The organism is Peribacillus sedimenti (assembly GCF_046237635.1).
GTDB classification, from domain to species: Bacteria; Bacillota; Bacilli; order Bacillales; family DSM-1321; genus Peribacillus; species Peribacillus sedimenti.
In genome coordinates this window covers 1702515-1729103 of sequence record NZ_CP143547.1, presented here as the reverse complement: position 1 = coordinate 1729103, position 26589 = coordinate 1702515, and the positions used below count along the sequence as shown (strand labels likewise).

Annotated in this window: 24 protein-coding genes and 1 riboswitch; of the genes, 15 read left to right on the top strand and 9 right to left on the bottom strand. The window is 43.4% G+C overall.

Annotated elements, in window-relative coordinates; translation table 11 throughout:
* The first annotated feature begins 167 nt into the window (after positions 1–167).
* On the top strand, positions 168–674 hold the full coding sequence (locus V1500_RS08520) for a GNAT family N-acetyltransferase (protein ID WP_409305138.1): 507 nt from the start codon (positions 168–170) through the stop codon (positions 672–674).
* Positions 675–930: 256 nt separating this feature from the next.
* On the opposite strand, the gene V1500_RS08515 is transcribed toward V1500_RS08520, so the two are convergent.
* On the bottom strand, positions 931–1122 hold the full coding sequence (locus V1500_RS08515) for an aspartyl-phosphate phosphatase Spo0E family protein (RefSeq protein WP_409305137.1): 192 nt from the start codon (positions 1120–1122) through the stop codon (positions 931–933).
* A 274-nt stretch (positions 1123–1396) separates the two neighbouring features.
* Between V1500_RS08515 and V1500_RS08510 the strand changes: the two genes are divergently transcribed.
* The 6 genes from V1500_RS08510 (at position 1397) to thiE (ending at position 6318) form a co-directional block, all read left to right on the top strand.
* Positions 1397–2614, top strand: a complete 1218-nt coding sequence (locus V1500_RS08510) for a tetratricopeptide repeat protein (RefSeq protein WP_409305136.1) — start codon at positions 1397–1399, stop codon at positions 2612–2614.
* Positions 2615–2699: 85 nt separating this feature from the next.
* Complete coding sequence (locus V1500_RS08505) at positions 2700–2975, top strand: hypothetical protein (protein ID WP_409305135.1); 276 nt, start codon at positions 2700–2702, stop codon at positions 2973–2975.
* A 370-nt stretch (positions 2976–3345) separates the two neighbouring features.
* Positions 3346–3451, top strand: a riboswitch (TPP riboswitch).
* A gap of 151 nt (positions 3452–3602) precedes the next feature.
* Positions 3603–4124, top strand: coding sequence for an energy coupling factor transporter S component ThiW (gene thiW / locus V1500_RS08500; RefSeq protein WP_409305134.1), 522 nt, complete (start codon positions 3603–3605; stop codon positions 4122–4124).
* Complete coding sequence (thiD, locus tag V1500_RS08495) at positions 4093–4896, top strand: bifunctional hydroxymethylpyrimidine kinase/phosphomethylpyrimidine kinase (RefSeq protein ID WP_409305133.1); 804 nt, start codon at positions 4093–4095, stop codon at positions 4894–4896. Before thiW ends, thiD begins: the two co-directional genes overlap by 32 nt.
* Entirely contained in the window at positions 4893–5702 is an 810-nt protein-coding gene (thiM, locus tag V1500_RS08490) for a hydroxyethylthiazole kinase (protein WP_409305132.1), read from the top strand. Before thiD ends, thiM begins: the two co-directional genes overlap by 4 nt.
* Complete coding sequence (gene thiE, locus V1500_RS08485) at positions 5689–6318, top strand: thiamine phosphate synthase (protein ID WP_409305131.1); 630 nt, start codon at positions 5689–5691, stop codon at positions 6316–6318. The genes thiM and thiE overlap by 14 nt, the downstream gene beginning before the upstream one ends.
* Before the next feature lie 427 nt (positions 6319–6745).
* Here the strand turns inward: thiE and V1500_RS08480 are convergent, their stop codons facing one another.
* Positions 6746–7951 (bottom strand): MFS transporter, encoded by a 1206-nt coding sequence (locus tag V1500_RS08480; RefSeq protein ID WP_409305130.1) that lies wholly within the window; start codon positions 7949–7951, stop codon positions 6746–6748.
* Between the two features lie 282 nt (positions 7952–8233).
* Here V1500_RS08480 and V1500_RS08475 point away from each other — a divergent pair, with 282 nt between their 5' ends.
* The gene (locus V1500_RS08475; RefSeq protein ID WP_409305129.1) at positions 8234–10594 is read left to right on the top strand and encodes an EAL domain-containing protein; all 2361 of its coding nucleotides are present in this window, start codon (positions 8234–8236) and stop codon (positions 10592–10594) included.
* Between the two features lie 84 nt (positions 10595–10678).
* Here V1500_RS08475 and helD read toward each other — a convergent pair whose 3' ends face one another.
* Together helD and V1500_RS08465 are read right to left on the bottom strand one after the other, a co-directional pair.
* Positions 10679–13012: an RNA polymerase recycling motor HelD gene (gene helD / locus V1500_RS08470; RefSeq protein WP_409305128.1), complete on the bottom strand. Its 2334-nt coding sequence runs from the start codon at positions 13010–13012 to the stop codon at positions 10679–10681.
* A gap of 357 nt (positions 13013–13369) precedes the next feature.
* Positions 13370–14077 (bottom strand): type 1 glutamine amidotransferase, encoded by a 708-nt coding sequence (locus tag V1500_RS08465; RefSeq protein WP_409305127.1) that lies wholly within the window; start codon positions 14075–14077, stop codon positions 13370–13372.
* A 436-nt stretch (positions 14078–14513) separates the two neighbouring features.
* Between V1500_RS08465 and V1500_RS08460 the strand changes: the two genes are divergently transcribed.
* Together V1500_RS08460 and V1500_RS08455 are read left to right on the top strand one after the other, a co-directional pair.
* Positions 14514–16001: an aldehyde dehydrogenase family protein gene (locus V1500_RS08460; protein ID WP_409305126.1), complete on the top strand. Its 1488-nt coding sequence runs from the start codon at positions 14514–14516 to the stop codon at positions 15999–16001.
* Positions 16002–16257: 256 nt separating this feature from the next.
* Positions 16258–16422, top strand: a complete 165-nt coding sequence (locus V1500_RS08455) for a hypothetical protein (RefSeq protein ID WP_409305125.1) — start codon at positions 16258–16260, stop codon at positions 16420–16422.
* Positions 16423–16613: 191 nt separating this feature from the next.
* On the opposite strand, the gene V1500_RS08450 is transcribed toward V1500_RS08455, so the two are convergent.
* Together V1500_RS08450 and trhA are read right to left on the bottom strand one after the other, a co-directional pair.
* Positions 16614–17462, bottom strand: a complete 849-nt coding sequence (locus V1500_RS08450) for a DegV family protein (RefSeq protein ID WP_409305124.1) — start codon at positions 17460–17462, stop codon at positions 16614–16616.
* 43 nt (positions 17463–17505) lie between these two features.
* Positions 17506–18153 carry a PAQR family membrane homeostasis protein TrhA gene (gene trhA, locus V1500_RS08445; protein ID WP_409305123.1) on the bottom strand — a complete coding sequence of 216 codons (648 nt, stop codon included), beginning with the start codon at positions 18151–18153 and terminating at the stop codon, positions 17506–17508.
* A 144-nt stretch (positions 18154–18297) separates the two neighbouring features.
* On the opposite strand from trhA, the gene V1500_RS08440 reads away from it, so the two are divergent.
* Together V1500_RS08440 and V1500_RS08435 are read left to right on the top strand one after the other, a co-directional pair.
* The gene (locus V1500_RS08440) at positions 18298–18867 is read left to right on the top strand and encodes a DUF1836 domain-containing protein (RefSeq protein ID WP_409305122.1); all 570 of its coding nucleotides are present in this window, start codon (positions 18298–18300) and stop codon (positions 18865–18867) included.
* A 243-nt stretch (positions 18868–19110) separates the two neighbouring features.
* Positions 19111–19557, top strand: a complete 447-nt coding sequence (locus tag V1500_RS08435; protein ID WP_409305121.1) for a hypothetical protein — start codon at positions 19111–19113, stop codon at positions 19555–19557.
* Between the two features lie 269 nt (positions 19558–19826).
* Here V1500_RS08435 and V1500_RS08430 read toward each other — a convergent pair whose 3' ends face one another.
* The gene (locus tag V1500_RS08430; RefSeq protein WP_409305120.1) at positions 19827–20738 is read right to left on the bottom strand and encodes a DMT family transporter; all 912 of its coding nucleotides are present in this window, start codon (positions 20736–20738) and stop codon (positions 19827–19829) included.
* Between the two features lie 470 nt (positions 20739–21208).
* On the opposite strand from V1500_RS08430, the gene V1500_RS08425 reads away from it, so the two are divergent.
* The 3 genes from V1500_RS08425 (at position 21209) to V1500_RS08415 (ending at position 24257) form a co-directional block, all read left to right on the top strand.
* Complete coding sequence (locus V1500_RS08425) at positions 21209–22441, top strand: aminopeptidase (RefSeq protein ID WP_409305119.1); 1233 nt, start codon at positions 21209–21211, stop codon at positions 22439–22441.
* A gap of 734 nt (positions 22442–23175) precedes the next feature.
* Positions 23176–23442: a hypothetical protein gene (locus tag V1500_RS08420; RefSeq protein ID WP_409305118.1), complete on the top strand. Its 267-nt coding sequence runs from the start codon at positions 23176–23178 to the stop codon at positions 23440–23442.
* Between the two features lie 50 nt (positions 23443–23492).
* On the top strand, positions 23493–24257 hold the full coding sequence (locus V1500_RS08415) for a hypothetical protein (protein ID WP_409305117.1): 765 nt from the start codon (positions 23493–23495) through the stop codon (positions 24255–24257).
* A 520-nt stretch (positions 24258–24777) separates the two neighbouring features.
* Here the strand turns inward: V1500_RS08415 and V1500_RS08410 are convergent.
* Both V1500_RS08410 and V1500_RS08405 read right to left on the bottom strand, forming a co-directional pair.
* Positions 24778–25563 carry a serine hydrolase gene (locus V1500_RS08410; protein WP_409305116.1) on the bottom strand — a complete coding sequence of 262 codons (786 nt, stop codon included), beginning with the start codon at positions 25561–25563 and terminating at the stop codon, positions 24778–24780.
* Positions 25564–25576: 13 nt separating this feature from the next.
* Positions 25577–26587, bottom strand: coding sequence for an ABC transporter ATP-binding protein (locus V1500_RS08405; protein ID WP_409305115.1), 1011 nt, complete (start codon positions 26585–26587; stop codon positions 25577–25579).
* Between the last annotated feature and the right edge of the window lie 2 nt (positions 26588–26589).

Below are 26589 nucleotides of genomic sequence, written 5' to 3'. Positions count from 1 at the left end.
TGGAATACTCTTCTATACCCAGTTGTGCCCGTTATTTACCCTTCCGGCATAAGTTTCGGCAGGATCGTTCGGGTGCGCTGTATACACCGTTTTCCCCTGGCAATTCCCGCGCCATATGTGTATGATGTTACTATTCGTTTTGAAATAATATTGTAAGGAGTCATTACATGAACGAGGATTTTTTGTTAAAAGAAGCAGCGGCCGAAGATCTCCCGAGGATTGTTGAAATTTATAATTCTACCATCGCCTCCAGGATGGTCACTGCTGACACCATGCCGGTTACGGTCCACGACCGTCTGGATTGGTTTCATGGCCATACATCCGACAAACGGCCGCTTTATGTAATGGACCATAACGGAGTGATTGCTGGCTGGATGAGCTTCCAGTCTTTCTATGGGAGGCCGGCCTATGATGCTACAGCAGAAATCAGCATATACATAGATACATCGTATAGAGGCAAGGGGCTTGGAAAATGGGCATTGAACCAGGCAATGGCCCTGGGTCCGAAAGCAGGGATTAAGACCTTGCTGGGCTTCATCTTTTTCCATAATACGCCCAGCATTAAATTATTCAGCCAGGCAGGATTCGAGAAATGGGGCCATCTACCAAGGGTGGCTGAGCTCGACGGCATTGAGAGAGATTTAGTGATTATGGGGAAAAGAATAGAGTCTTGACTGCAAGAAACCAGGCGTATGTAGTTCATGCCTGGTTTTTTGATGTGTGCATATGAGTATTTATGAACGTTACGCAATCCCGTGTTAAACAATCATGAATTGCATCCATATCGAAAAACAAGGAGGTTGCCCGTTGAAGAGTCCGAGTAAACACTTCAGAACGTTACGGAATCAGAAGAGATTAGAAATCTTTTCATGCCCGGTTATACAGCAAATTTGGTTTTACAAAAAAACAGTCCCAGGGCAGGAACTGTTCTTAAATGATTATGTATGATTTCTTTTTTGAATACCAGGTAGCTTGCTTAAAAAGCTCTTCGTTTAATAGAGTATCGAGCTCCTGGCTGAATTTGATGGTAAACGGGTCCGTATACCCCAGCAATTCGGCCGAAGCTATCATTTCCTGCCGTTTTTCTTCTATCATTGAGAAGTCGGAAGCAATGGTAATCATGACAAAAGTCCTTTCTGTCCGTTCATTTGTTTATTATAATAAACAAAAAAATCGAAATAAACAAGACTATTTTCCCATTTTTTACTAAAAATCACCAAAGGTTGCCGTTCGTTGAACAATATTTACTTTTCATCACATAGCATGCTTTAAACATATCATTGAGCAAACAGAAAATGGGCCTAAATTCCTATTTTCGAAAAAATGCTCCTTTAGACCAATTGGGAAAATTTACAGGCAGTACTATAATAAACAAAAATGGCATAGAGGTGATGTCATGAAAATAGGTTCTCTCATCAAGTACTACAGAACAAAGGCAAATATAACACAAAGTGAATTGTGTGAAGGAATTTGTTCTGTTCCTCATCTCAGCAAAATTGAAAATAATTGGAAGGAAGCTAACGAAGAGACCATTTCACTCATTCTCAAAAAGCTTGATATCAACCTCCAGGATATTGAATCCAAAAACCTTCACATCAATCTTCTGCTTCAGGAATTAATAGAGCATATCCACTTTTACCAGAAAGAAAAAGCATTAAAGACATTCAAGGAACTTAAACATCACAAAGAATTGATCCCCTTCTCCGACTATCTGTATTTATACGAATTGTACAAGTTTCGCTATTACTTATTTGTCCGTTCGAACGACCAGGCCGCAACGCAAAAAAAATGGCTTAACAAACAGAAGATAAATTTTTCCCAACACGAGTGGTACTTATATTATTACTACAGTTCCATATATTTAATATTACAAAAAAAGTACTCACAGGCCGATGAAATCCTGGTCCGCATCGTGCACCAGCAGCCCGACGAGCTATTTCTCGGAGCTGAAGTATATTATCATCTGGCTCTTGTAAAAGGCCAAATGGAACAGCCGGGACATGCTGTGCACTACGGAAGGAAGGCTCTCGGACTTTACACCAACCAATATAATATTAAGAGAATCCTGCATACTCTTATGGTGCTCGGCATCAATTATACCCATTCCGAGATTTATCCAGAAGCCCTGGAATGCTATAAACATCTTAAAAGGAATGCGGAGATTTTGGGAGATTCGGAATTAATGCAGCAGGTTTTCCATAACATCGGCTATCTGAAAAGAAAAATGGAACTCTTGGATGATGCTATAGATTATTTTAAGAAAAGCCTCGAATATCAGGAACAGGATAGCTTCCACTCCCTTGTGAGCCTGCACTCTTTGGCGGAAACCTATTACACTAGCGAAGATCATGCAAATGCAAGAGTTGCCTTCAACAAGCTTATGGAGGCCTCGAAGGAAACAGGGAACCAAATATACAGGATGATTTCCACCTTTTATCTCAGCCTTATAAATGGTGAGGAAACTAAAGGATATGACTACCTTGAGAATAAGCTCCTGCCTGTCCTGAAATCCTCAAGTGAATACCGGCAAGAGCTTCATACCTTCTCTTATCTGCTAGCCATGCACCTCCAGAAGACTAGAAGGTTTGAAGATGCAATAAAATATATATCTTAATGAAAAGGGGCAGATTTTATGAAGAAATTCTTGTTGATTTTATCTTTGGCCGTTTTTGCCATTTCAGCAGGAGGTACAGCCGACTTTGCCGGCAATGGTTCGAGCATTGACCATACCACTTCCCGTCCAATTTATCCTCCAGTGTGATGCCCGAAAGGATTGCGACCTCAATCCGAAAAACATTCATGGTGTTTACCTTTCAAACTGGAAAAACAAAAGATATCAAAACAATACAAGAGTTAATGGACGGCTTTATGGCCGTTCTTTTTATGGTGACGCTATGAAAAAAATTCCGTTTATGTTTTTCTATCTTGCTAAAGAAAAACAGCTATGGGGAAAAACAAATAATAATCATCAATGAATTTTACGGACACTAGCCACAGCGAAAAGGCAGCCGCCGCTGGCCCCCGGACGCCATGGTGGCCGACAAGTTTTGAGATTCCAAGGAGAATGGATAAAATAACGGCAAAAAATATGTACAGGCCAATTGTGAACCCGCAAATAAAACTTAAAATATACATGATAAAAGCTGACAAAAAATACCAGTATGCCTCTTTCACTTCGTCCTCCCCCTTTTTGTCATGTTTTTTTATTAAACGATTCTGTCACGAAAAAGTTGCAAAATGCTTGTAAAATTGATCCGGTCATTATGGCGTGGTGCGTTTAGAATTCAAACCTAGAGAGGTTGTTTTTTGCCAGCCCTGTGATATGATAACAATAATTAAATAACCAGCAGTCACTGGGGGAGTCTGTAAAAGGCTGAGATTGAACGAATGTTCTAGACCCTTTGAACCTGAACCGGATCATGCCGGCGGAGGGAAGTGAAGCATTTCGTTCATTCATTTTAGAACCTTATGCCCCGCTTCTTTCACCGAAGCGGGGCTTTTTGCTTTTCCTTCGGCTGCATACTTAATTGCAACTGCTTGCTCCCCTGCCCGGGAAGTGTCTGCTTAAGCCATGCATTAAAACGTTTAAGGAGGAACTCTGAATGGTCCAGATCCTAAAGCTTACTTTGACGGCAATGATTACAGCAGCAACAGCATTGACTTCTTCATTTGTGTATATTCCGGCTGGATTTGTAAAGATTTTTCCGCTCCAGCACTTAGCCAATGTTTTGGCTTCAGTCATGCTCGGCCCGTTTTATGCAGTTGCCCAGGCTTTTATCGTATCAGTTTTAAGGAATATGGCTGGCACCGGTTCAGTATTCGCTTTTCCGGGAAGCATGATCGGTGCTTTTGCCGCCGCCATTCTTTATAGGCAGACGAGGAGCATTGGCTTGGCAGCTGTTGGTGAAATAATCGGCACAGGCATAATCGGTGCCATCGCCTGCTACCCGATCGCTGTCCTGTTTTTGGGGCAAAAAGTAACTCTATTCGGTTTTATTCCCGCTTTCATCTTTAGTTCATTTACAGGAGCGGCCATGGCATTCATGATTTTAAAAATCTTCTTAAAAAACCGTTATTTGGAGGGATTCATTTATGAAAAAAGCATTAACAATCGCAGGCTCTGATTCTGGAGGCGGAGCAGGCATCCAGGCCGATTTAAAGTCATTTTCAGCGAACGGTGTCTTTGGAATGTCGGTAATTACAGCGGTAACCGCCCAAAACACCGTCGAAGTCCGTTCTGTCCAAAATATCGACACTTCCATGATCCGCGACCAGATTGAGGCGGTCTTTGATGACATCCAGGTGGATGCTGTCAAAATCGGAATGCTCAGTACGGCAGAAATCGTAAACACTGTTGCTGAAACACTGGCAAAATACAAGCCCAAACATATTGTTTTAGACCCTGTGATGATTTCGAAAAGCGGCCACCATCTGCTTCAGGAAGACGCAGTGGAAGCTTTGAAAAGCAGGCTGGTTCCGCTTGCCACCGTGATCACCCCCAATATTCCGGAAGCGGAGGTCCTGGTTGGCACAGTGCTTCAATCCAAGCAGGACTTGTATAAGGCGTGCATGACTATCCACTCCCTTGGCGCGAAAAGTGTGCTGCTTAAAGGGGGGCATTTGGCAGGTAATCCCAATGATTTATTCTATGACGGCGAAACCTTCACCTGGCTCCGTACGGAACGGATCGTGACCAAAAACACCCATGGAACCGGCTGTACTCTCTCAGCGGCCATTGCTGCCGGTCTTGCAAAAGGCTTGTCTTATATTGAATCCATTGAGTCAGCAAAGGAATATATCACTAACGCAATCCGGGAAAGTTTCTCTATCGGAAACGGGCATGGCCCGGTCCATCATTTTTATCAATTTCAAAACAAAGAGGGTGAATCATTATGATCGAGGATATAAAAAAATTGTTTAGTACGGTTCAGCAGAGGAATCCCCTTGTCCATCAAATAACGAACACCGTTACGATTAATGATTGTGCGAACGTGACACTGGCAATCGGAGGGTCTCCCGTCATGGCATCCAGTCCCGAGGAAGCGGAGGATATGGTAAAGATTGCGAACGCCCTTGTGATCAACTTTGGCACACTGGATGATTCTTCATTCGAAGCGATGCTTTTAGCTGGGAAAACGGCCAATCAGCTTGGCATTCCGGTTGTTTTCGACCCGGTTGGTGCAGGTGCGACCCCATTCCGGACAAAGCGGGCTGTACAATTATTGCAGGAGGTAAGGATCGGCATCATTCGCGGCAACGCCAGTGAAATGAACAGTTTGATCGGCGGGACGGCCGGCACACGCGGGGTCGATTCCGGAAATGTCGATACGGATATAACGAGGCTCGCCATGGATGTCGCGAACCAATTCCATTGTGTCGCTGTCATAAGCGGTGCACGCGATGTTATAAGCAACGGAAGTACTGCAATTTATTGTGATAATGGCCATCCTTTCCTTACGAAGATTACAGGGAGCGGCTGTATGGCTACCGCATTGATTGGTGTCTTTGCAGGTGCTGCCGAAGATATGATGGCTGCCGCTGTGGCTGGCATTTCAGTGATGAGCCTTGCTGGTGAGATGACATTCGGTGAAATGCAGACACCAGTTGGCGCTGGAACCTTCAGAGTGAAGCTAATGGACTGCATTTCAACGATGACAGACGAAATATGGGAAAATGGAGTGAAGCTAGTTGAAATTACATAACACCCCCGATTATAGCCTTTATCTAGTAAGTGAAGATGCCATGCCGGCCGAAAGCCTTCTGTCCATAGTTGAAAAAAGTATATCTGGCGGCGTAACGGTAGTCCAGCTTCGGGAAAAACATATCAGCGGGAAAGACTTTTATAACAAGGCCTCTCAGCTGAAAAAATTACTGGATTCATACAAGATTCCGCTGATTATCAATGACCGCATCGACATTGCCCTTGCTGTCGGCGCAGCCGGTGTGCACATTGGACAGGATGATATCCCAGCGAAAGCGGCAAGGAAGATGCTGCCGGATGGCATGTTATTGGGAGTATCCGTGCAAATCCCCGCCGAAGCGGTGCAGGCAGAAGCCGACGGTGCCGATTATATCGGAGCTGGCTCCGTTTTTCCGACAGCCACCAAAAATGATGCCAAGCTTATGGAACCAGGTGCACTTAACCAGATATGCGAGGTTGTCAAAATTCCGGTAGTCGCAATCGGAGGTATTAATAAAACTAATATTGCCACGATTTCAGACAGCGGCATCGCAGGAGCTGCCGTAGTATCTGCGATCACTCAGGCCGAAAATCCAGCAGAGGCAGCCTCCCTATTAAAAAAGCTGTTAGGCAAGTAGAATTTCACATTGTTAGATTGCATTTGCTTTAAGCAGCAAACCCCTTTTCGTTAAGGAAAAGGGGTTGTTTTTACATTCAAAAAGGGTTGAATTAAGGGTAAAATATCAAAATTTCAAGAGCAACTCTGTGAATACTCCATAAAAATTGAATTTGGAGAGTTCCAGCATAGGATTTGCTGAATGTATGAACGATATATCCGGTTTTATGAGCGAAATCCGGCCAGTCATGCGCGAAATATCCTTTTTTATGCTCGATATACGAATTTATGCTCGATATCCAGTTTTTATGCTCGAAGTCTGCTTCCTGCTCAGCCTCACTATATGTCTGAATATAAAGTTATGAGCAAATGGATACTTCTATTTCCTGCGTTAGTACTTATGCTCTTTAACAGCTCGCAGCACGCCGCCTGATAATCAATTGAGGGCCCTATTCAGCAAGCTCGGTATTCTTCGTTTCTTTTCCCAGCAATAATACGGAAAACGCACCGATCAGCACAGCTACCGTAAAGATCGTAAAGATTGCCGAAATCGATATGTCCCTGGCGACCAAATAACCTAGGAGGAGAGGTCCGAGGATACCGCCCACTCTTCCAATGGCAGCCGCCATGCCGGCACCAGTGCCGCGTATAGCGTCAGGATATTGTTCAGGCGTGTATGCATAAAGCGCACCCCACGCTCCCAAATTGAAGAAGGAAAGGAACATGCCTGATGTAATAAGCATCGGCAGACTTTCAGCGGACCCGAAGAAATAGGCACTTATCGCTGTTCCTATCAAATAGGTAACCAGGACAAACTTTCTTCCGATCTTTTCGATAAACCATGCTGCCGTAAAATAACCAGGGAGCTGTGCAAGGGTCATGATCAATACATATTGAAAGCTTTTAATTAAGCTAAATCCCTTCATTGACATGACGCTTGGAAGCCACAGGAACATCCCATAATAGGAAAACACGACACAAAACCAGAGAATCCATAGCATTGCAGTGTTTCGGCTATGCTCCTTGGCCCAAACCTTTTGCATGTTTTTTAGTACGGATGTTTTTTTCTTTTTAGTGAACCTTGGTGAATCAGGCAAGTTTAAGCGCAGGTAAAGTGCATACAAGGCTGGGACGGCACTCAAAAGCAAAGCGATTCTCCAGCCGTATTCCGGGATTACGAAATAGGAGATCAATGCTGCGATGATCCATCCAGCCGCCCAAAAACTCTCCAGCAAGACTACGACTCGTCCCCTTTTTTCCGCTGCTACGCTTTCGGACACAAGCGTGGAGGCAACAGGTAGCTCCCCTCCGAGACCCATGCCGATCAAAAAGCGCAATATTAGAAATAATGCAAAGGAACTGACTGCAGCCGATAAGCCGCTCCCAATGGAAAATAAAAGCAAGGTAACGATAAAAACGGATTTTCTGCCGATCCTGTCAGCCAGTACTCCAAACAACAGGGCTCCTGCTGCCATGCCAATGGAGTTGACACTGCCAATCCATCCGACACTTTCTGACGTAAGATTCCATTCTGCAGCGAGCGCTACAACGATGAACGAAAGCATGCCCACATCCATGGCATCAAACATCCATCCTAGTCCTGCTATCCCAAGCAGCTTTCTTTCTGACAACGTTTTTGAAGTTGTGTCTGCCATACAGCCCTCCAGTATTGAATATGTATAAAAATGTCAGTGATGCGGCCGGCTTCCGGCACTAATCCTTCACATTTCCGCCATAATTTTAACATTTTTTGCGCAACATTCCACTTCTTTTTGAAAACGGTGTAATATGCCTAAAATTGTCGAGACGAATATTTTCATAATATGTTACAATATTGTTAATTTTAACCCTCAATACGTACATTATGGTGTTGTAATCGCAGTTTGCTTGCAGCTTAGAAAAAACCGCCCATAAATAGTCTGTCTTCTTAGTAAGGAGTGTTTGTTATCAATATTTTTTTCCTGGCAGCGGCCATCGTATTCTCCATAGCCGCAAGCTATCTATTTCTCAATGACCGGATGGATGCCGCGAGCAGCGGATCAGAGTCAGTGCTGAAACGCTCCATCAAGGTAGGAGCCAGTTTTTTCATCAGCCATGTATTTGTTACTTTATCGTTTCATTATCAATACTCAGAAAAAGCGGCCATCTATTATGCTATTTTTCATGCCCTTATTTTCGGAATGTACTGCTACCTTTCTTTACAGCTGATCGGAAAGAGGGGCATGCTGCCAGGCTCTTATTTTCCTGCACTGATAGTGTCCCTTTGCCTGGTGATCGGCAGCGCAGAATTCGCGGGCGCCTACTATCTTTTTCAAAATGACAGCGATGTGAAACTGTATCAGGTCATCTTGAATTATATCTTGATAGCGGCTGTGAGTATGGCTAGCCTCCGCTATTTTTCTCAATTCAGAATTGAAGCGAAAAACCGGATCACTCATTTATGGCGTCTTTCGGGCTCTGCAGTCATAGGCATTTCCATAGCAAGCCTGCCCTATTTGATGATTTTGTCAGTGGCGGATGTTGATTCCCTTTTCTTTAATGATAGTGAGGTTGTTATTTTCATTCCTTACTGTATTCAATTACTTATTTTATCCTGTTTATTCCTGCTTCCGGACCTTTTGCGCGAAAAGCAATTCTTCGAGCAGGAGAAAAGGTATGAAGAGCAGCAGCATAACCATGATGCCTTATTCAAGCATCATCCAAATCCGGTTTTCCTGCTGGATGAAGACGGCCGTTTCCTGAGTGCAAACCAGGAATGTACAAGCTTTACCCTGCTCCAGGAAAACGAGCTAATCCATAAGCATATTTACGATTTCATCATACCTAATGATGTGCACAGCGCTCAATCCGCATTCAACGATACATTAAAAGGGAATGCCAATACATTTGAGCTGACGTTAAAAAATACGAATGGAAATAGACACGAAGTACGGATCACCTCCATCCCCATGTGGTGCAATGAAAAAGTAAAGGGCGTTTATGGGATCGTACAGGATATAACTGAAGCCAAAACCGTTCAGGACAAAATTACATATCTTGCATACCATGACGAGATGACCGGGCTTTACACTAGACGGGCGCTCTTGGAAAAATTAAGCGAGCTGGAAGCTGAATTTTCTGTTTTATATCTGGACCTGGACCGCTTTAAAGAACTGAATGATCTATTTGGACATTCCTTCGGAGATGAAATACTCGTAGAAGCAGTGGCGAGAATTAGTTCCTGCCTTCCTTCGGATTCCGTTTACGCAAGGTTGGGCGGCGATGAATTTGCCATCCTCTTGCCGGGAATCGATGATACGATCCAAATTGAATCCTTGGCTGACAGGATTGTGGAACAGATCAGGCAGCCATTTTCCGTCGGCAAGAATGAATATTACATAACAGCAAGCCTAGGCGGGGCGATGTATCCAGTCCATGGCACAGATAAGGAACAAATAATTAAATACGCGGATACCGCCATGTATTCTGCAAAGAAGAGCGGAAAAAACAATTTTAAAATGTTTTCCGAAGAGATTGCCGAGGTTTCAAAAAGGAAATTCATGCTCGGAAACGAGCTTCGCAAGGCTATTGGGAATAAGGAATTCGAGGTTCATTACCAGCCAAAGATCACTCTGGACACAGGGCATTTATCAGGGGCCGAAGCGCTTGTACGCTGGAATCATCCAGCCAGGGGAATGGTAGCCCCGTTCGAGTTCATACCGGTAGCGGAAGAAAATGGCCTTATTATCGAGATTGAAAATATCGTATTTGAAAAAGTATGCAGCCAGCTTCAGGAATGGACAAAGGAATCAAAGCAAATTCCTGTTGCGATCAACTTGTCACAGAAGCATTTCTATCAGGAGGATATCGTCGAGAAGTTCCAGGAACATATGGACAGGTACGAAATTCCCCCGCATTTACTGGAAATAGAAATCACGGAAAGCATCATGTTCGACCAAAATCCTGCGATTATCTCCAGGCTTCATGCCCTTAGAGATATGGGGATCAAGATTAGCATCGATGATTTTGGGACAGGCTACAGCTCCCTTAGCTATATTAAACGCCTCCCTATTGATAAGGTAAAAATCGATAAGTCTTTCATCATGGATCTGTCGAACAACGAGGACAGCAAAGCCATCGTTTCTTTGATCCTGTCCATGGCAAACCACCTGAATCTCGAGGTGGTGGCTGAAGGAATTGAAGACGAACAGCAGCTGACCTATCTGCAAAGTATGAAATGTCTGGAAGGTCAGGGCTATCTCTTCAGCAAGCCGCTTCCTACGAATGATTTCAAGAAATTCCTGCTGCAAGCAGGATGAAAAACAGGAAACAAAAACCAGAGAAGCGCCGCCTCTCTGGTTTTTTAAATATATACAGATCGAATGAAATTTCGATGTGTTACGTCAGAACGGGAAGTCCCTCCGTTCATACAGTTGTTGATCCACATGAGCTATAAATCCAGTTACCTCCCCGGCACTGCAAATATATAGCTCATGCATGGCTCTTGTGCAGGCCGTATAGAAAAGCCTTCTGTCGCTTTCCTCGCCATAAACATCTTCTGATGCATCGTAAATAACGACCGCATCAAACTCAATCCCTTTGGCAAGATACGAAGGAATGACCACCACTCCTTCCTCGAACTCGGTTTGTCCTGTACCGACCAGCCGGACCGGGAGGCGTTCCAGCAGTTTTCCATGCGCTTCTTCGCTTTCTGCCGCTGTTTTGCATATGACTGCTATCGTGTCATGCCCCATTTCCCGAAGGTCATTTATCGCTTTTTCGGCAGCATCAGGAAGTTCTGCCCGATTCGATGTGGTGATGACCACCGGTTTGCTCCCTCTTCGGTTAAAGGGCTGAATTCTTTCCCCTCCTGGCAGCAATTCCTTAGTAAACTTCACGATTTCCATGGTTGAACGGTAGCTTCTCTGCAATTCAATTCTTTCCGTCTCTCCCTCCTCAAAGAGGTTTTCCAAGAAGTAAAGGCTCTCTTTCGTGCCATGTGCAAAAATGGATTGATTTATATCTCCCAGCACCGTCATCTTGCTGCGCGGAAACAATCTTTTCAGGAAGGCATACTGGAATGGAGAATAATCCTGCGCTTCATCGATGAATACATGGCGTATGAGAGTATTCGTCCTGAAGCCTTCTATCTGTTCCTTTAAAAATAAATAAGGCGTTGCATCCTCATAGCTTAGCCTTCCTTGATCAAGCTGCCCAATCGTTTGACTGCTTATCACATCCCATCCTTCGGGCTGGTTTTGAACCATGCCAAAAGCAAAAAAATTCCGGTAGATAGCAGGGATATCTACGAAGGCTAACTGTTCAATGGCTTTATATAACTTTCTGAACCTCTTTTTTACCAACATGGAGGCAAGAATCATGCTTTCCCTGTCAAAGTCATCGAAAGATTCATCTTTATCCGTATTTTGCTTACCGAGCTTGCGATAGCTTTTTAAGTAATCCTCTTTATCGAGGTATTGAATTTCCTCTTCTACCCAGGGCTGTTTCACTTCCCTCTTTTCCGCTTCCCGCAGTTGCTTCCGAAGCCATTCAGAAACAAGCTTCATCCGGTTTGGGATCGGCAATGTAGTGCTGAAACTATAAAAATGGTCATAGATATCCCGGGAAGAGACAAGCGTATTCCCGCGGAATTTTATATCAAGAAAGACAAGTTTTCCTTTTTTGAGAATCTCGATATAGTCCTCTATCTCTTTTAAGAAATCAAGGGAGGATTTATAATGTATCGATTTTAGGCGTTCTTCCAGCTCAGGTCCATTCTCAGCCGAGAGAAGGTATTCCGTCTGTTCAAATAGTGTTTCCAATTCAAAATCTTCATGGAGCATCTGATAAATATATTGCTGAAAAGTTGTCTGCTGCATATTCTCCTCGCCGAGTTCAGGCAGGACATTGGAAACATAGCTGTTAAACAGGGGGTTAGGCGAGAATAGCAGGATATTTTCCGATTGCAGCGTTTCTCGATAACGATAGAGTAAATACGCTACACGCTGCAGTGCGGCCGACGTCTTCCCGCTTCCCGCAGCTCCCTGGACAATCAAGAGTTTCTTGCGGTCATTCCGGATGATCAAGTTCTGCTCTTTCTGGATCGTAGCAACGATGCTCTTCATTTGGGTATCAGCCTGTTTGCCCAGTACCTCCTGAAGCAGCTCATCCCCAATCGTCACACCTGTATCAAACACGCTCACGATTTGTCTGTTCCTGATTATAAACTGCCGCTTAAGCTGAAGCATGCCTTCTATCGTACCAAACGGGGCTTCATAAGAGGCTGGGCCAATTGAATAGTCATAATAGACACTTGATATCGGTGCCCTCCAATCATATATAAGGAACGACTCTGATTCTTCATCATAAAAGGAACCAATACCAATATAGATTCGGTCCGCACGTTGCTCGCTGGATTCCAGAAAGTCTATTCTTCCAAAATAAGGAGATCTGTAAAGCCGGCTCAAGAGATCGAGCTGCTTCTGCGAATGCCGCTGCCTGCGTTCACGTTCGCCCAGCAGCTCCGTCTGCTGTTTAATGCTCGTAAACGTCTCCCCTATTTCATCCGGGTTTTCCACGTTTACGGTAACATCCTCCCAGAAGTTTTTGCGGATATGGGAGATATCCTTGCCGGCTTCTCCTATTGCTTCAGATAGTCTGGAAAGTTCCTTATGAATTTGTTTTGTAACCTGGTCTACCCTTCCTTGTTCATAAGCAATCTCTTCTTCCCGATTCATCTTATCTCTCCTTTTCCACCGCAGGATCACCAAACCAGCAGTCAAACACTTCATGACAAAAAACATTCCTATTTTGTATAAAAATATTTGACAACGGGGTTTGTTAGATGTATAATTTATAGTAGAGATACTATACACCTTTAACAAAAATCAGTTTTTAAAAATCTTTTTTATCATATCATATCCCCATGACAGATACAACATCTGTCTTTATTTATGTTTACATATATGATTGCACACTAAGTCACAAAAAAACGGCTGCCTTCGCAAGCCGTTTTTTTTGCTGTTTTATTCTAGAAGCTACTGGACAACGTCCTTTTTTCTGATATTATGTATGGCACGTTTCCGCATACCCATTTAAACCGCTGCCTGTATTGCTCGGGCTATATTATCCAGGACTGTAAACAATACAGACTTGGCCCCATCCAGCAAGGAACCCTGATTCCCCCAGCTGTCTGGGTCCTGTGTAAACTCCCCAGGAACAACTTGGCTTTCGGGATCACTCGTCAGGCTGCAGATTACATCTTCTGTAAATTCTGGATGAAATTGAAGTCCCACTACCCTCTCTCCATAAGCAAAAGCCTGATTGGTACAGCCCTTGCTTGATGCAAGGCGTACCGCTCCTGCCGGTAGATCGAATGTGTCGCCGTGGTGCTCGAAAGCCACGAACGATTTTGGGACACCGTTGAACAGCGGAAAATCCGATGCTTCACCGCTCAACTCGATCGGCCACCAGCCAACCTCCTGATGTGCATGGGGATAGACCCTGCTGCCGAGGGCATTTGCCAACAGCTGTACGCCAAGGCAGATCCCAAGGACAAATTTGCCTTCCTCAATGGCTTGTCGGATAAACTGCTTTTCAGTAATAAGCCAGGGATATTCATTCTCCTGGTATGCTCCCATTCTTCCGCCAAGTATTATAAGCAGATCAAAGCTGCCACAGCCAGGAAGCTCTTCATTTTCATACATCTTCGTACAGGTTAACGAATGCTTCCCTTCTTTTGCCCATTCCTCGATATATCCCAATGTCGCCAGAGGGTCATTTTGAATATAATGTATTCTCACAGTTCTTCCCCCGCCCTTCCATGTACAGGGCAGACCAGCCATGAACAGTTGTTTATCGCTGCATCTGCGCTATCTGTCCTTTTTTATATACATTTTGTTAATAAAACAAGTCATCTTCAAGGATACCATAAGCAAATAGTTTAGAAAATTTCAAGAAATCAAAAACGCTCATTTCCCACGCTCTATTAATAGGCTGATAGGGCACTCAATAGAAACATGGACAAATATACTTGATTCCATGGCTTTTCACATCCGAACCGTACCATCCTGTGACAGTATATTGCATCAAAAGCTAGTTTTTTAGAGTATTCATACATTTTTTGTCGGAAGTTATTAATTGAATATTCAGAGTCTTTTAGATATGATAGAAACGGTGAGAATGAGAACGCTTACATAAATCTCACTACCATTTCCAATTATCTAAGGAGGGTATTCTATGACAAATCTTACACTCGAAACCAGCCAGAAATTGCAGCAATTCTTGCAGGGGCCAAAAAAGCTGTTCATTAATGGAGAGTTTGTGGAAAGTGTTTCACAAAAGACGTTTTCAACTCCAAACCCGGCTACTGGGGAAGTCCTTGCCGAGGTCTATGAGGCTGATAAGGAAGATATCGATAAGGCTGTAAAAGCAGCAAGAGTTGCCTTTGATGAAGGCAAATGGTCCAAAATGAGCGCTGCAGCAAGAAGTCGCCTCATGTACAAGCTGGCCGACCTGATGGAAGAGCATAAAGAAGAATTAGCCCAGCTGGAAACATTGGATAACGGGAAACCAATCGGGGAAACATCCAATGCGGATATTCCTCTAGCAATTGAACATATGAGATATTATGCCGGATGGTCTACTAAAATGGTAGGACAGACAATACCGGTTGCAGGGAAATATTTTAACTATACACGTCATGAAGCAGTTGGAGTTGTAGGACAAATCATCCCTTGGAACTTCCCGCTATTGATGGCGATGTGGAAGCTAGGGGCAGCACTGGCATCAGGCTGTACCGTTGTCTTGAAGCCTGCCGAGCAGACTCCGCTTTCCGCCTTGTACTTAGCAGAGTTAATTCAAGAAGCCGGATTCCCTGCCGGTGTCGTAAACATCGTTCCTGGTTTTGGTGAAACAGCTGGTGCCGCGCTTGTTGACCACCCTCAGGTGGATAAAATCGCATTCACTGGTTCTACAGAAGTAGGAAAATTGATTATGAGAAACGCGTCCAATACGCTAAAGCGCGTAACATTGGAGCTTGGAGGAAAATCTCCTAATATCATCTTGCCAGATGCTGATTTTTCAAAAGCAATCCCGGGTGCTTTGAATGGTGTCATGTTCAACCAGGGCCAGGTTTGCTGTGCCGGTTCTCGTGTATTTATCCAGAAAAAGCACTATGATAATGTTGTAGCCGATATGGTTTCCCATGCGAAAAACATTAAGCAGGGTGCCGGCCTTGATCCGTCAACTCAAATCGGTCCTCTCGTATCCGAGGAACAGCAGAACCGCGTACTTGGATACATTGAAAAAGGTTTGAACGAAGGCGCCGAGGTTCTTGTCGGAGGAAGCAAGCCGCAGGACGAAGGATACTTTGTTTCCCCTACTATCTTTGCTGCTGTTAAAGATGAAATGACGATTGCCCGTGAGGAAATTTTCGGTCCAGTCATTGCCGCAATGCCGTTTGAGGATCTTGATGAGGTCATTCAGCGTGCAAATGAAAGCGATTACGGACTTGCAGCCGGCCTATGGACACGCGATATTTCGAACGCTCACTATGTGGCAAGCAAGCTCCGTGCTGGAACGGTATGGGTAAACTGCTATAACGCATTCGATGCTGCTTCTCCATTCGGAGGATACAAGTCTTCCGGTCTTGGCCGCGAAATGGGATCCTATGCACTTAACAACTATACTGAAGTTAAGAGCGTCTGGATTGGACTTGATCGTTAATCCGGCAATCGATATAAACCGCTGGAGCATTCCGGCGGTTTTTGTTTTAACTTGACTATATTAATAGATATTTATAATGCTCGATTAGTGTCTTATTGATTCGAACGGTATTTAAACTCCCCGCACTTCTCCCCGAAAAGCCGATTGCCCCCTCCAAAAAAAATTCATATCCCTCATTTCGGAACGTATAAATAGTTTCATAGCCGGCGATAATGGATATTCAGATAAATAAAATGACCAGGAGAGGAGATTTTACATGAGTCCATCAAGACTACAGATGCTGATTGAGACAGAAGCCGCTTTAAGATTGATATTGAAAGAGGAAGAATTATCAGTGGAAATGGCCGAGGCCTATCAATTTGTCATCGGCCATCTTAAATTGTCCACCATGGAATTCACCAATGCACAGCCTGCCCATTGAAGCCTCCTGAATTTACATATCTAGCCATAACTGCTAAAGGCTTCAGCGCTTGTTTTTGTCACAGCCGGCAATAGAATAGAATGCCGTATATTCCAGAGACAGCTGTTCACCAAATAACCGGTCCATACCTTCGCTTATTCCAATAGAAAGCAAAAATAGAGCACCGGCATCGATGCTCTATTTGTCATGCCTTATTCAATTACCCAGGAAAGGCCCAATGTCCCTGCACCTGTGTGGACTCCTGCTACAGGGATGAGCATAATGATTTCCGTCTTGATGGACGGGATGATTTCCTTCAAATGCTGTTCGATTTTCGCAGCTGCGTCCGGGCGGTTTGCATGGATGATGGCTACTGTATCAACCTTTCGCCTCTCTATATCTTCTTTTAATATGGAAATGACGGATGCGATGGCCTTCTTTTCACTTCTAACCTTTTCCTTGATCCTGGCTGCCCCTTCTTCAATCGATAAAATGGGCTTTATGTTGAACAGCGAAGCGATGAGCTTTTGGCTGCCGGATACCCTCCCGCTTTTATGAAGCTGATCAAGGTTCGATGGGATCAAATAGAGCCTTGTTTGGGCAATGTAGGATTCAAGGACCGTGACAATCCCTTCTGCCTCCATACCCTGCTCTGCCAGCTCGACTCCCTTTTTGATCATGAATGATAATGGATAAGAGCCAGTTTGCGAATCAATGGCAAATAGCTTGAAATCCTCCATCTCCGCTGCCATTTTTGAAGCCTGGAAGGTTCCGGTGAGAACGCTGGATGCATGGATTGCAATTCCCAGATCATATTCATTTTTTAATTGCTTGTACAGATCTGCAAAATCACCAATGGATGCCTGTGAAGACTGGAATGTCCCCTCTTCCTTTTCCATCCTTTCATAAAATTCCTGATCTGTAATATCGATTGTTTCTTTATAGGACTGCTGATTAATGATCACCTGCAAAGGTACCACATGAATATTATGCTTCTGGATAAACTCGTCGCCAAGAGAACTAGTGGTATCTGTAATCCAGGCAATTCTTGGTTTGGTCATCAAAATTCCCCTTACAAATCTATGATGTTAGAATTTTATACTATTAAATTACATATAAATATACACATAGAAAGTGAGCCAGACTCCCCAACAAGATGTATATATGAAAAATTTCATGAAATCCCCAATTCCTGAAGCTCATGAATTTTGGCTTAATTGCGTAAATCACTCCGCCGATTGTATAAATCACTCCACCTGCAATCAATAACAGCATGCCTTTCGGGCTGATTGCGGCCGACAGAGGTGTGCTGGCAAAAATGATAATCCAGCCCATGGCGATATAAAGGGCGGTCGATAGCCATCTCGGGCAATTGAACCATACCATTTTGAAAACTACTCCACAGACGGCAATAAAGGCTACAATGGAGAACAAAACCCATCCTGTTACCCCGTTTAGACTGATCAAGCAAAACGGAGTGTACGTTCCGGCTATCAGGACAAAGATCATTGAATGGTCCATCCTTCTTAGGAACGCAATAACCCTCTCACTTGCTTTGACCATATGATACGTTGTTGATGCCGAATACAGAAGGATCATACTGATCCCGAAGACAATAAGGGCACTAATCTGCAGCCCAGACGCACCGGCTGACACAGATTTAGTGACCATGGCAACCAGCCCTAAAACGGACAAGATCGCACCCGCCAGATGTGTGTACGTATTAATGGGTTCTCGGATTAATTGATTCATAACAACCGCCTCTTTCTATGTTATGTAGTATTAATAACTACATAGTAATATATCCTAAACTACAACAAGTAGTCAAGCATTTGCATAGATATTTAAATAATGATAAGATAGAGATTGTCAATTAATAGAAATAGAGGTTTTTGCATGGAGAAAGTAAATGAATTGCTAGAAAGCATGAGGCTCGAAAATAGGATTACATTAGATGACATTCCAGATATCGACCTATATATGGACCAGGTGATCCAGCTATTTGAAAATAAGTTATCCAGTGAAGATCCAAAGGAAAAGGTCCTTACCAAAACGATGATTAACAACTATGCAAAAGCAAGGCTGCTTGTCCCAATAAAGAATAAAAAATATACGAAGGAACATATTATCCTCATTAGCCTGATCTATCAGCTGAAGGGCGCATTGTCAATCAATGATATCAAGCAGACACTCCAGGAACTGAACAAAAAAATCACCGAAGAGGATTTCGATCTGGAAAGCTTCTATGACAGCTATCTTCAGCTTACTGACTGGAATATCGGGAATTTCAGCAGCAACCTGCAGGCACGTCTCGATGACGCCAAACAGCAGCTTACAGACTCAGATGATAGGGATGCTGATTATTTGGAGCGGGTCCTGCTCATTTCCTCCCTTGCCCATATGAGCAATCTTTATCGAAGCGCAGCGGAAAAACTCGTAAGTGAAATAGCTTCGAATAGTAAATAATAAGCCTATTCATGTACCTTTTAGGTTTGGCTGAAGTTTTTCCAGTACAAAAATCAATACCGTAAGTCATCTTTATGCAGACCGAATCACTTCTTGATTTGGTCTTTTTTATTGCCCTTACATACGATGTTATCATGCAGAATGAATCAATTATCGAAGCTTTCCATTTACATAATATGGTATAATTTTATAAATTGATTAAAAGACTGCACAAATCTGCAGCTTCTGCAGGAGGCAAAAAGGATGAAAGGAACGTACTCTATTAAACTAAATCTTTATTTGCTGCTTATGATCATTCCCTTATCCGCTCTCGGCTATTATTTTGCTGTACACGACAAAACAAGGTTTTTCCTGTATGAATGGTTGCTTGCAGCAATAGTTATCGTTTCATTATTCCTCTCCATTAAAAGCATCATATCATCCACGAATGGATCAAGATGGGCTTCCATGTCCATTTTTGCATTTCTGGTCCAGTTTTCAGTGCTGGCGTTATTTTTGGGACCGCTGACGCATTATGCCATGTTTTATGTATATTATGTCGCTACAGCCTTTTCGTTGACGGTTTTTATCATGGCCATTAGAAAAAAAACAGCTTTAAGGCTGATTCCGGCCATTTTCATCCTATTATCATGCTCCTTCACAATCTATGTTCTATTCCTGCACGCCCTCTGGGCACATAATTTAAGCTGAATAGTCCAGAATAGAAAATTAATAGAGCAAAAAAATAAGCACACATATCGTATGTATACCCACTTTTCTCTATATCCAATCGAACAGTCTATACCATGTAAAACTGGTTAAACTGTCGGAAACTGAAAGAGACACTTAATATTGATTCCAGTCTTCCGCGTCTTACTGCAACATGTCATATTTACACTTTTATGTCTCCATGCGCTTTTTTATTGTAACTGTATAGAAAACTTCAAAACTAATGGATGTAATTTTTCAGCGCCTATTCTCTATGAAGAGACTTCCCTATTTCTCGACCGCCGAAAAAAATGTTTATAGGCTCCCGAACCAATCGATACTCCTGTAATAATTAAAACAAGCCCTGCCAGATGGGATGGCTGTATTTCTTCATGCAAAAATAGCGCTGCACCCGCCAACGAGAAGAATGGGATGAGATTTAAGAAGATCGAAGCTTCGGCTGCCCCTATTTTCCCTATCGCATAATTATATGTAATATGGCCGGCAGCCGTCGAAATGACAGCAGCAGCCAAGAAAATCGCGTACGCTGCGGCTGATCCCCTGGCGAGAGTTTCAACACCATCTGGCTCGATCACGGTCCCCAAAGCCATTAGGCCGAACGATCCGATCACAAGCATATATCCAGTCAGAAGGCGCGGATCCATGGTGCTGGATGCTTTTTTAATGACAATGAAGCTTAACGCCTGTGAGGTAATCGACAATAACACACCCACATCACCCATCGACACTCCTTCCAATTCTGCATTTCCGTGCAATACTGTAAGCAACACCCCGGCAAATCCAATGATAAAACCTAAACACCTGAATAAGGTAAGCCTGAATCCCAACAGCATTACGGATAATAGAACGGTGAGCAATGGACCGAACCCCAGAATGATTCCCCCATTGATTCCAGTCGTATGCTTAAGCCCGACTGCCAGGAAAAAATGATGGCCTGTTACATTAAGAATAGCTCCAATCAGAACTGCAGGCAGCTCCTGTTTCGTCGGCAGACGAACCAGCTTCAAGAAATACAGAATCACAAATGCAGCAACCCCTGCTGTAAAAATTCGATAGGCGGTCATGGTCACTGGCGAGAATTCATCGACAAGAATCTTTGTCGCTGACACATTAAAGCCCCAGGAAACCATAACAAGAAACACAAGCACATAGATCTTGGCCAAAACAATCAACTACTTTCCGGTTGTTAATTTCCATTTTTTCGCTAAGCGATGGAATCATGCTGTTAAATATTTGCTTAAGATTTTGATATCACATTGTTGATTACATATTTTAAGTGTTGCATCGTGTTGCCTATCCATTTATCTCAGGCACTGTCCTGCTGTTAATAGACCGTTTCTGCAAAATGCTAATCACTTTATGTTTGGAGTTGGAATGCTGTTGTCTATAAATCTAGTTTAGGCGTTGGAGCCTCTTAACGTTTAAAATCCTGTCCTCCGTGTTCGCTTGTACAACACTTAGTCACCGGAGGCGGCGAAGTAACAAATATTTACAACAAAAGTATATCATACCCCTTTTATAAATACAGGAAAGGTTTGGGCAATATTTTTTGGGTTTGATACCAAAAAAGTTTCTTTTTTAAAGAACAATGGCTAAAATAAAAATGAAGATTCCGAAAAAAGGAGCCATAATAATGAGTGAATTCCAAACAAATCTAGAAAAATATGCAGAACTTGCAGTCAGGGTCGGCGTAAATATCCAAAAGGACCAGACTCTATATATCGATACAACTCTTGATGGTGCTGAGCTTGTAAGGGTGATTGTAAGAAAGGCTTATGAGGCAGGAGCACGCAATGTATTCGTGAATTGGAGTGATGATATCGTCAGCCGCACCAAGTTTGAGTTAGCACCTGATGAAGTCTTTTCAGAATATCCTGAGCATCGCGCAAAAGAAAAAATCGAGCTTGCTGAAAAAGGTGCAGCCTTCATGTCCGTCATTTCTTCAAGCCCTGACCTTCTGAAAGGCATTAAATCAGAGCGCATTTCCGCCTTCCAAAAGGCTGCAGGGACAGCTCTAAAGAAGTACCGCCAATATGTTCAATCCGACAAGGTGAGCTGGACGATCATTGCTGTCCCTTCAAAGCCATGGGCGGATATGGTATTCAGTGAACTGCCTGAAGAAGAAAGAGTACAAAAGCTTTGGGACGCCATTTTCAAAGCTACTAGAATCGATGCAGAGGATCCTATTGCTGCCTGGAGACAGCACGACGAAACACTTCATGAAAAGGTCCATTATTTAAATGAACGCCGCTATAAGAAACTGCATTACAAAGCACCGGGGACTGACCTTACCATAGAGCTTCCAGACAGCCATTTATGGGTTGGCGCCGGCAGCATAAATGAAAACGGCCATGAATTCATGGCAAACATGCCTACTGAGGAAGTTTTCACAGTGCCTTACAAAACAGGTGTCAACGGAACAGTTGCCAGCACCAAGCCTTTAAGCTATGGCGGAAATATCATCGACAATTTCTCTGTAACCTTCAAGGAAGGAAGAATCGTTGAAGTTAAGGCAGAACAGGGCGAGGAAATTCTGAAGCAATTGGTAGAAACAGACGAAGGATCACATTACCTGGGTGAAGTGGCACTTGTGCCTCATAACAGCCCAATTTCACAGTCCAACATCTTATTCTATAACACCCTTTTCGATGAAAATGCCTCCAACCATCTTGCCATCGGAAGCGCATATGCATTCTGTATCGAGGGCGGAAAGAAAATGTCGTCTGAGGAGCTTGCCAAAAACGGCTTAAATGAGAGCCTTACACATGTCGATTTCATGGTTGGTTCTGCTGAAATGGACATCGACGGAATCAAAGAAGACGGAACCGCAGAACCTGTATTCAGGAACGGGGATTGGGCGTTTTAATAAGTGATTTTGATAGACATGCCGTGTGCTTTTGTGGAGCACACGGTTTTTTTTGTCAACGGGCAGTTTGCACTCTTCCAGGATAATTAAATTGGTTCTTAGAGATATACGATTGCCAAAGGCTCTTTTATTCTCCGGTAATCGAGGTTCCAGCTGACGATTTCTGACTTTCATGCCGACATATACAATCGCATAATTTGCTGGCGGCATATACTGTGATACAATCCATGAAAGCAGGTGAGATAATGCGGAAATTGGACTTAAGCTGGGTTCAGCGGAAAGTAAAAAAAATCGATGGCTCAAGTAAGTACTCGCACCATTATTGGAACCATATTTATGATAACGTGTTTAATGATCCAACCTTGAAATACAGAAAAGGCGCCAGCTATACCTCATTTAAATGGTGATTCATAAAATGGCCCTGCCCCAGCAGGGTTTTTTTCATGTATCTCGTTCCAGGATTCATTCTTCACCTTCGAACATTCTCTCCTATCTTCTTAAAATCCAGCTGCATAACGATAGTCATACTCACTGATTTAAAGTAAAATGGAAAAATAAACCGCCTAATTCCACTACATTATCTTTACTCTCATCCTTATGGATTCTCTTTTGTTTACCCTTTTAACAATATCGCCATGACCCATACATATAATAAACCTATTGTTATAAAGCTTACTCGATTATATTACGCACCAGTTATTTATCCTTATCTTAATTTGAAGGGAGGTTTACACATGAAGCGGTTGAAATTTACGGTAAAACAATTCCTAAAAGAGCCTTTGTGGTTTAAAATACTGATTATTGCTACCTTGCTTGTTTCAGTTGTTTTTAGCAGTTCTTATTTTTCGGAACATGCTTATTTTGAAGCTGTTTCCAAATTGGCAGCTGCAGTATTCTTTTGCACGTATGGCATTAAATTCAGACGTAATGTAAAAACTTCTGTTACGTTTTTTGCTGTCGGATTGGCTGCTATTATCCTATCAATCACGGCAATTTCTTGAAACAATGTGGTAAGCATGTTTTTTACAATGACATTTTATGTGATCAGGAAGTGAAGATTATATTGTACAGCATTGACCTACTTTCAGCTTTGGTCCCTGAGGGCAGCATATATAACAGCAAATTACTGGCACATCTTGAGTGGAAACCAGAACTTGAGCATTTGATAGTTGCGACTACCCTTCTGGATAAACGGTACCTGATTGTGCCACGCGAACAAGATATTGATTTAGGAGCTTTGGGCAATGATCTATATTTCTACGAAATAACCAGGCACTCATCCGGCGGCATTCCAAACAAGTTCGTGGCAAATACGATGGATGAAAAGGACTGGCTCGGCTCATATTCCTTCCTCTTGAACACCAGGCATTTCAAAACCAGGCAGGAAAGAGAAGTGATTGAGAAAAATAATCTCACCTATTTGCAGGAGCCTGCCCAATACAGCCAATTTTTGAAAATGGAGCTTCGGCTTGCCCAGAACAACGAAAATGGCGGATGGGGCTTTTGCTGGGCCGCCGCTCACAGCCCGTTTTTAAGGGATGACGGGGTACTTTGCCCAAAAGTGAACTGTGCTACAGAAACGTTTGGAGTAATTTGGCTTTCACCGAAAGATGCCGAAATCGTCTGGAAAGCAGTGCTGCTCATAATAAGCAAGTTTGGTTCAGAACGCAGCAACTTCCGGCAATACCCAACCGCTAAGGACTTTATGGAGGACTTTGTGACTACAATGAAGAAGCTTTCTGACCATAAAATGCAGCCGAGGGAAATAGATGAATGGAGCAGCTTAGCTTTATCACAATATAGCATTGGAAGATAAGACTTGCTGCTATTGATAAGCGCAATGGTGTAAAGGTCGCTGACAAACACTATGTTTAGTTTGAGACTCGTGTGATTGAGGGCAGTCCTGCGGAACTGGCTTTAGGTTGGAGCATAAGTTTTCAGGTTAGAGCATAAAACTAAGATTTCGAGCATAAATCCCCGATTTCGATCATTAACCGCTAGCTTTCGATCATAAATGCAGTTATTTCGATCATAACGTCATATTGAGATAGTTAAATAATTAGTACTGGCAAATTATTATTGTTGTATCTACAATATAAATTTTTCTACCAGTTTTTTTACTTTGACCAGCCGTTTTTTGCTCTTAAAATCTAATAGTATTACATAAATAATAAAAAACACTGCCTGGTTTGCCCCCGCCTAACTCCATTTTATTGGCGAATATCTTCCCTGCAGTGTTTTTTTTATGTGTACGTAGCGCCTACTTTGAGGAAGTATCAAAGGTTGTCTCACTCTTTTGCTTGCGTAAGCTTTTTCAGGTGTAACTGAGCACCCCATCACCCACAAGTCAAATGCTCATATAGAATCTTCCCAATATCCGCAATCAGCCTCCTGCCTTCCTCATTGTTCGGAAGGCGGTCCGTCAGCACAGCCGCATAAGCAATCTGCCCCTTATATTTGAAAATGCCGCAATCATGGGAAACACCGTCAAGCCCGCCAGATTTCCCAGCGAAGCTCACCTCTTCCACATCCATATAGGCCGGCAATTTGTCAAAGAACTTCTGCTGCCTTAAAATCGTAAGAATATCTGCTTTGCTTTCATTTGAAAAAATTTCGCCTTCATAGATTGCTTTTAAGCAGGCTACAAGATCGGCAGCAGATGTAAAGTTATCCCTTCCCTCGTTGATTGCTCCAAATTCCATCATCCGGCGCTGGAGCACAGTCTGCTTGAGCCCAAGGATCTTTATACCCTTATTGATGTTTTCCTGCCCAAGCAGGTCAATTACCATATTCGTCGCCGTGTTGTCTGATACGATGATCATCAGCACAATCAAGTCTTTAACGGTCATTTTGACGTGTCTGCTTAGAGACTGCAGCACTCCCGAGCCTCCTGCTATCGCCGACATGGGAACATCAATTACGCGATCCAGCTCCACTTTTCCTGCTTCAGATTGTCTAAAACCTTCTAGTAAAATAGGAATCTTGATGGTGCTTGCCGATTGGAAGATGTCATGGCTGTTATGCTCGATCACTTCACCGGATGCTTCAATTTTATATGCTGCCCTTCCATTAAAGCCAGCAAGCATTCCTTCTATTTTCTTCTGAACAATAGACAGCTTCATGAACCCACCCTCTTTACTTCGTCAAAGCCATCTGGGATAAATCCCGGCCTCCGGACAGATCTTTATCATAAAGGTGACAGGCTGCGTAATGGCCTTCCTCTATTTCCATCCAGGCAGGCTTCACCTGTGCACATACATCCATTGCATACGGGCAGCGAGTCCTGAAGACGCAGCCGCTAGGCGGATTGATTGGGCTTGGAAGCTCCCCCTTCAGGATGATTCGTTCCCGCTGATCCTCTATATCCGGATCTGGAATCGGAATCGCCGACAGCAAAGCTTGTGTATAAGGGTGAAGCGGTTTATTGTACAGCTGCCTGCTGTCCGTCAGCTCGACGATCTGCCCTAAATACATAACAGCAATGCGGTCGCTGATTTGTTTGACCATGGAAAGGTCGTGGGCAATGAAAAGGTAGGTTAATCCTTTTTCCTTCTGTAGGCGCTTCAACAGGTTTACCACCTGTGCCTGCACCGAAACATCAAGTGCGGAAATCGGTTCATCTGCTATGATGAATTGAGGATCAAGTGCAAGCGCCCTGGCAATTCCGATGCGCTGCCTTTGTCCTCCGGAAAACTCATGGGGGTACCGGTTCGCATGATCCCGATTCAGTCCCACATCCTCCAGCAGTTCATACACTCTTTTTGTTCTGCCTGCTTTATTTTGATAAAGCCCATGTACTTCCATTGGCTCTGATATAATTTCAAGCACTGTAGAGCGTGGATTTAAGGATGCATACGGATCCTGGAAGATCATTTGCATGTTCTTGCGAAAGACGAATTTCTGCTTCTCGGTCAGGGTATGGACATCCTTCCCTTCAAAAACGACCTTGCCTTCCGTACGATCATATAATCCTATGATTGTACGCCCAGCGGTCGACTTTCCGCAGCCAGACTCGCCTACAATCCCGAAGGTTTCTCCTTTGTGCACCTTAAAGGATATGCCGTCCACCGCTTTTAATATTTCATGTTTTCCGAGAGTGAAATGCTTCTTCAGGCCATCTACTTCCAAAAGGACTTCTTTTTCCATGT

Bases quoted from the DNA above. Each gene is read 5' to 3' on its own strand.
- V1500_RS08405 (WP_409305115.1), bottom strand. From the start codon at position 26,587: ATGGAAAAAGAAGTCCTTTTGGAAGTAGATGGCCTGAAGAAGCATTTC.
- thiM (WP_409305132.1), top strand. From the start codon at position 4,893: ATGATCGAGGATATAAAAAAATTGTTTAGTACGGTTCAGCAGAGGAAT.
- V1500_RS08440 (WP_409305122.1), top strand. From the start codon at position 18,298: ATGGAGAAAGTAAATGAATTGCTAGAAAGCATGAGGCTCGAAAATAGG.
- V1500_RS08450 (WP_409305124.1), bottom strand. From the start codon at position 17,462: ATGACCAAACCAAGAATTGCCTGGATTACAGATACCACTAGTTCTCTT.
- V1500_RS08410 (WP_409305116.1), bottom strand. From the start codon at position 25,563: ATGAAGCTGTCTATTGTTCAGAAGAAAATAGAAGGAATGCTTGCTGGC.
- V1500_RS08455 (WP_409305125.1), top strand. From the start codon at position 16,258: ATGAGTCCATCAAGACTACAGATGCTGATTGAGACAGAAGCCGCTTTA.
- V1500_RS08435 (WP_409305121.1), top strand. From the start codon at position 19,111: ATGAAAGGAACGTACTCTATTAAACTAAATCTTTATTTGCTGCTTATG.
- V1500_RS08460 (WP_409305126.1), top strand. From the start codon at position 14,514: ATGACAAATCTTACACTCGAAACCAGCCAGAAATTGCAGCAATTCTTG.
- V1500_RS08420 (WP_409305118.1), top strand. From the start codon at position 23,176: ATGAAGCGGTTGAAATTTACGGTAAAACAATTCCTAAAAGAGCCTTTG.
- thiD (WP_409305133.1), top strand. From the start codon at position 4,093: ATGAAAAAAGCATTAACAATCGCAGGCTCTGATTCTGGAGGCGGAGCA.
- trhA (WP_409305123.1), bottom strand. From the start codon at position 18,153: ATGAATCAATTAATCCGAGAACCCATTAATACGTACACACATCTGGCG.
- helD (WP_409305128.1), bottom strand. From the start codon at position 13,012: ATGAATCGGGAAGAAGAGATTGCTTATGAACAAGGAAGGGTAGACCAG.
- V1500_RS08520 (WP_409305138.1), top strand. From the start codon at position 168: ATGAACGAGGATTTTTTGTTAAAAGAAGCAGCGGCCGAAGATCTCCCG.
- V1500_RS08510 (WP_409305136.1), top strand. From the start codon at position 1,397: ATGAAAATAGGTTCTCTCATCAAGTACTACAGAACAAAGGCAAATATA.
- V1500_RS08515 (WP_409305137.1), bottom strand. From the start codon at position 1,122: ATGATTACCATTGCTTCCGACTTCTCAATGATAGAAGAAAAACGGCAG.
- V1500_RS08480 (WP_409305130.1), bottom strand. From the start codon at position 7,951: ATGGCAGACACAACTTCAAAAACGTTGTCAGAAAGAAAGCTGCTTGGG.
- thiW (WP_409305134.1), top strand. From the start codon at position 3,603: ATGGTCCAGATCCTAAAGCTTACTTTGACGGCAATGATTACAGCAGCA.
- V1500_RS08425 (WP_409305119.1), top strand. From the start codon at position 21,209: ATGAGTGAATTCCAAACAAATCTAGAAAAATATGCAGAACTTGCAGTC.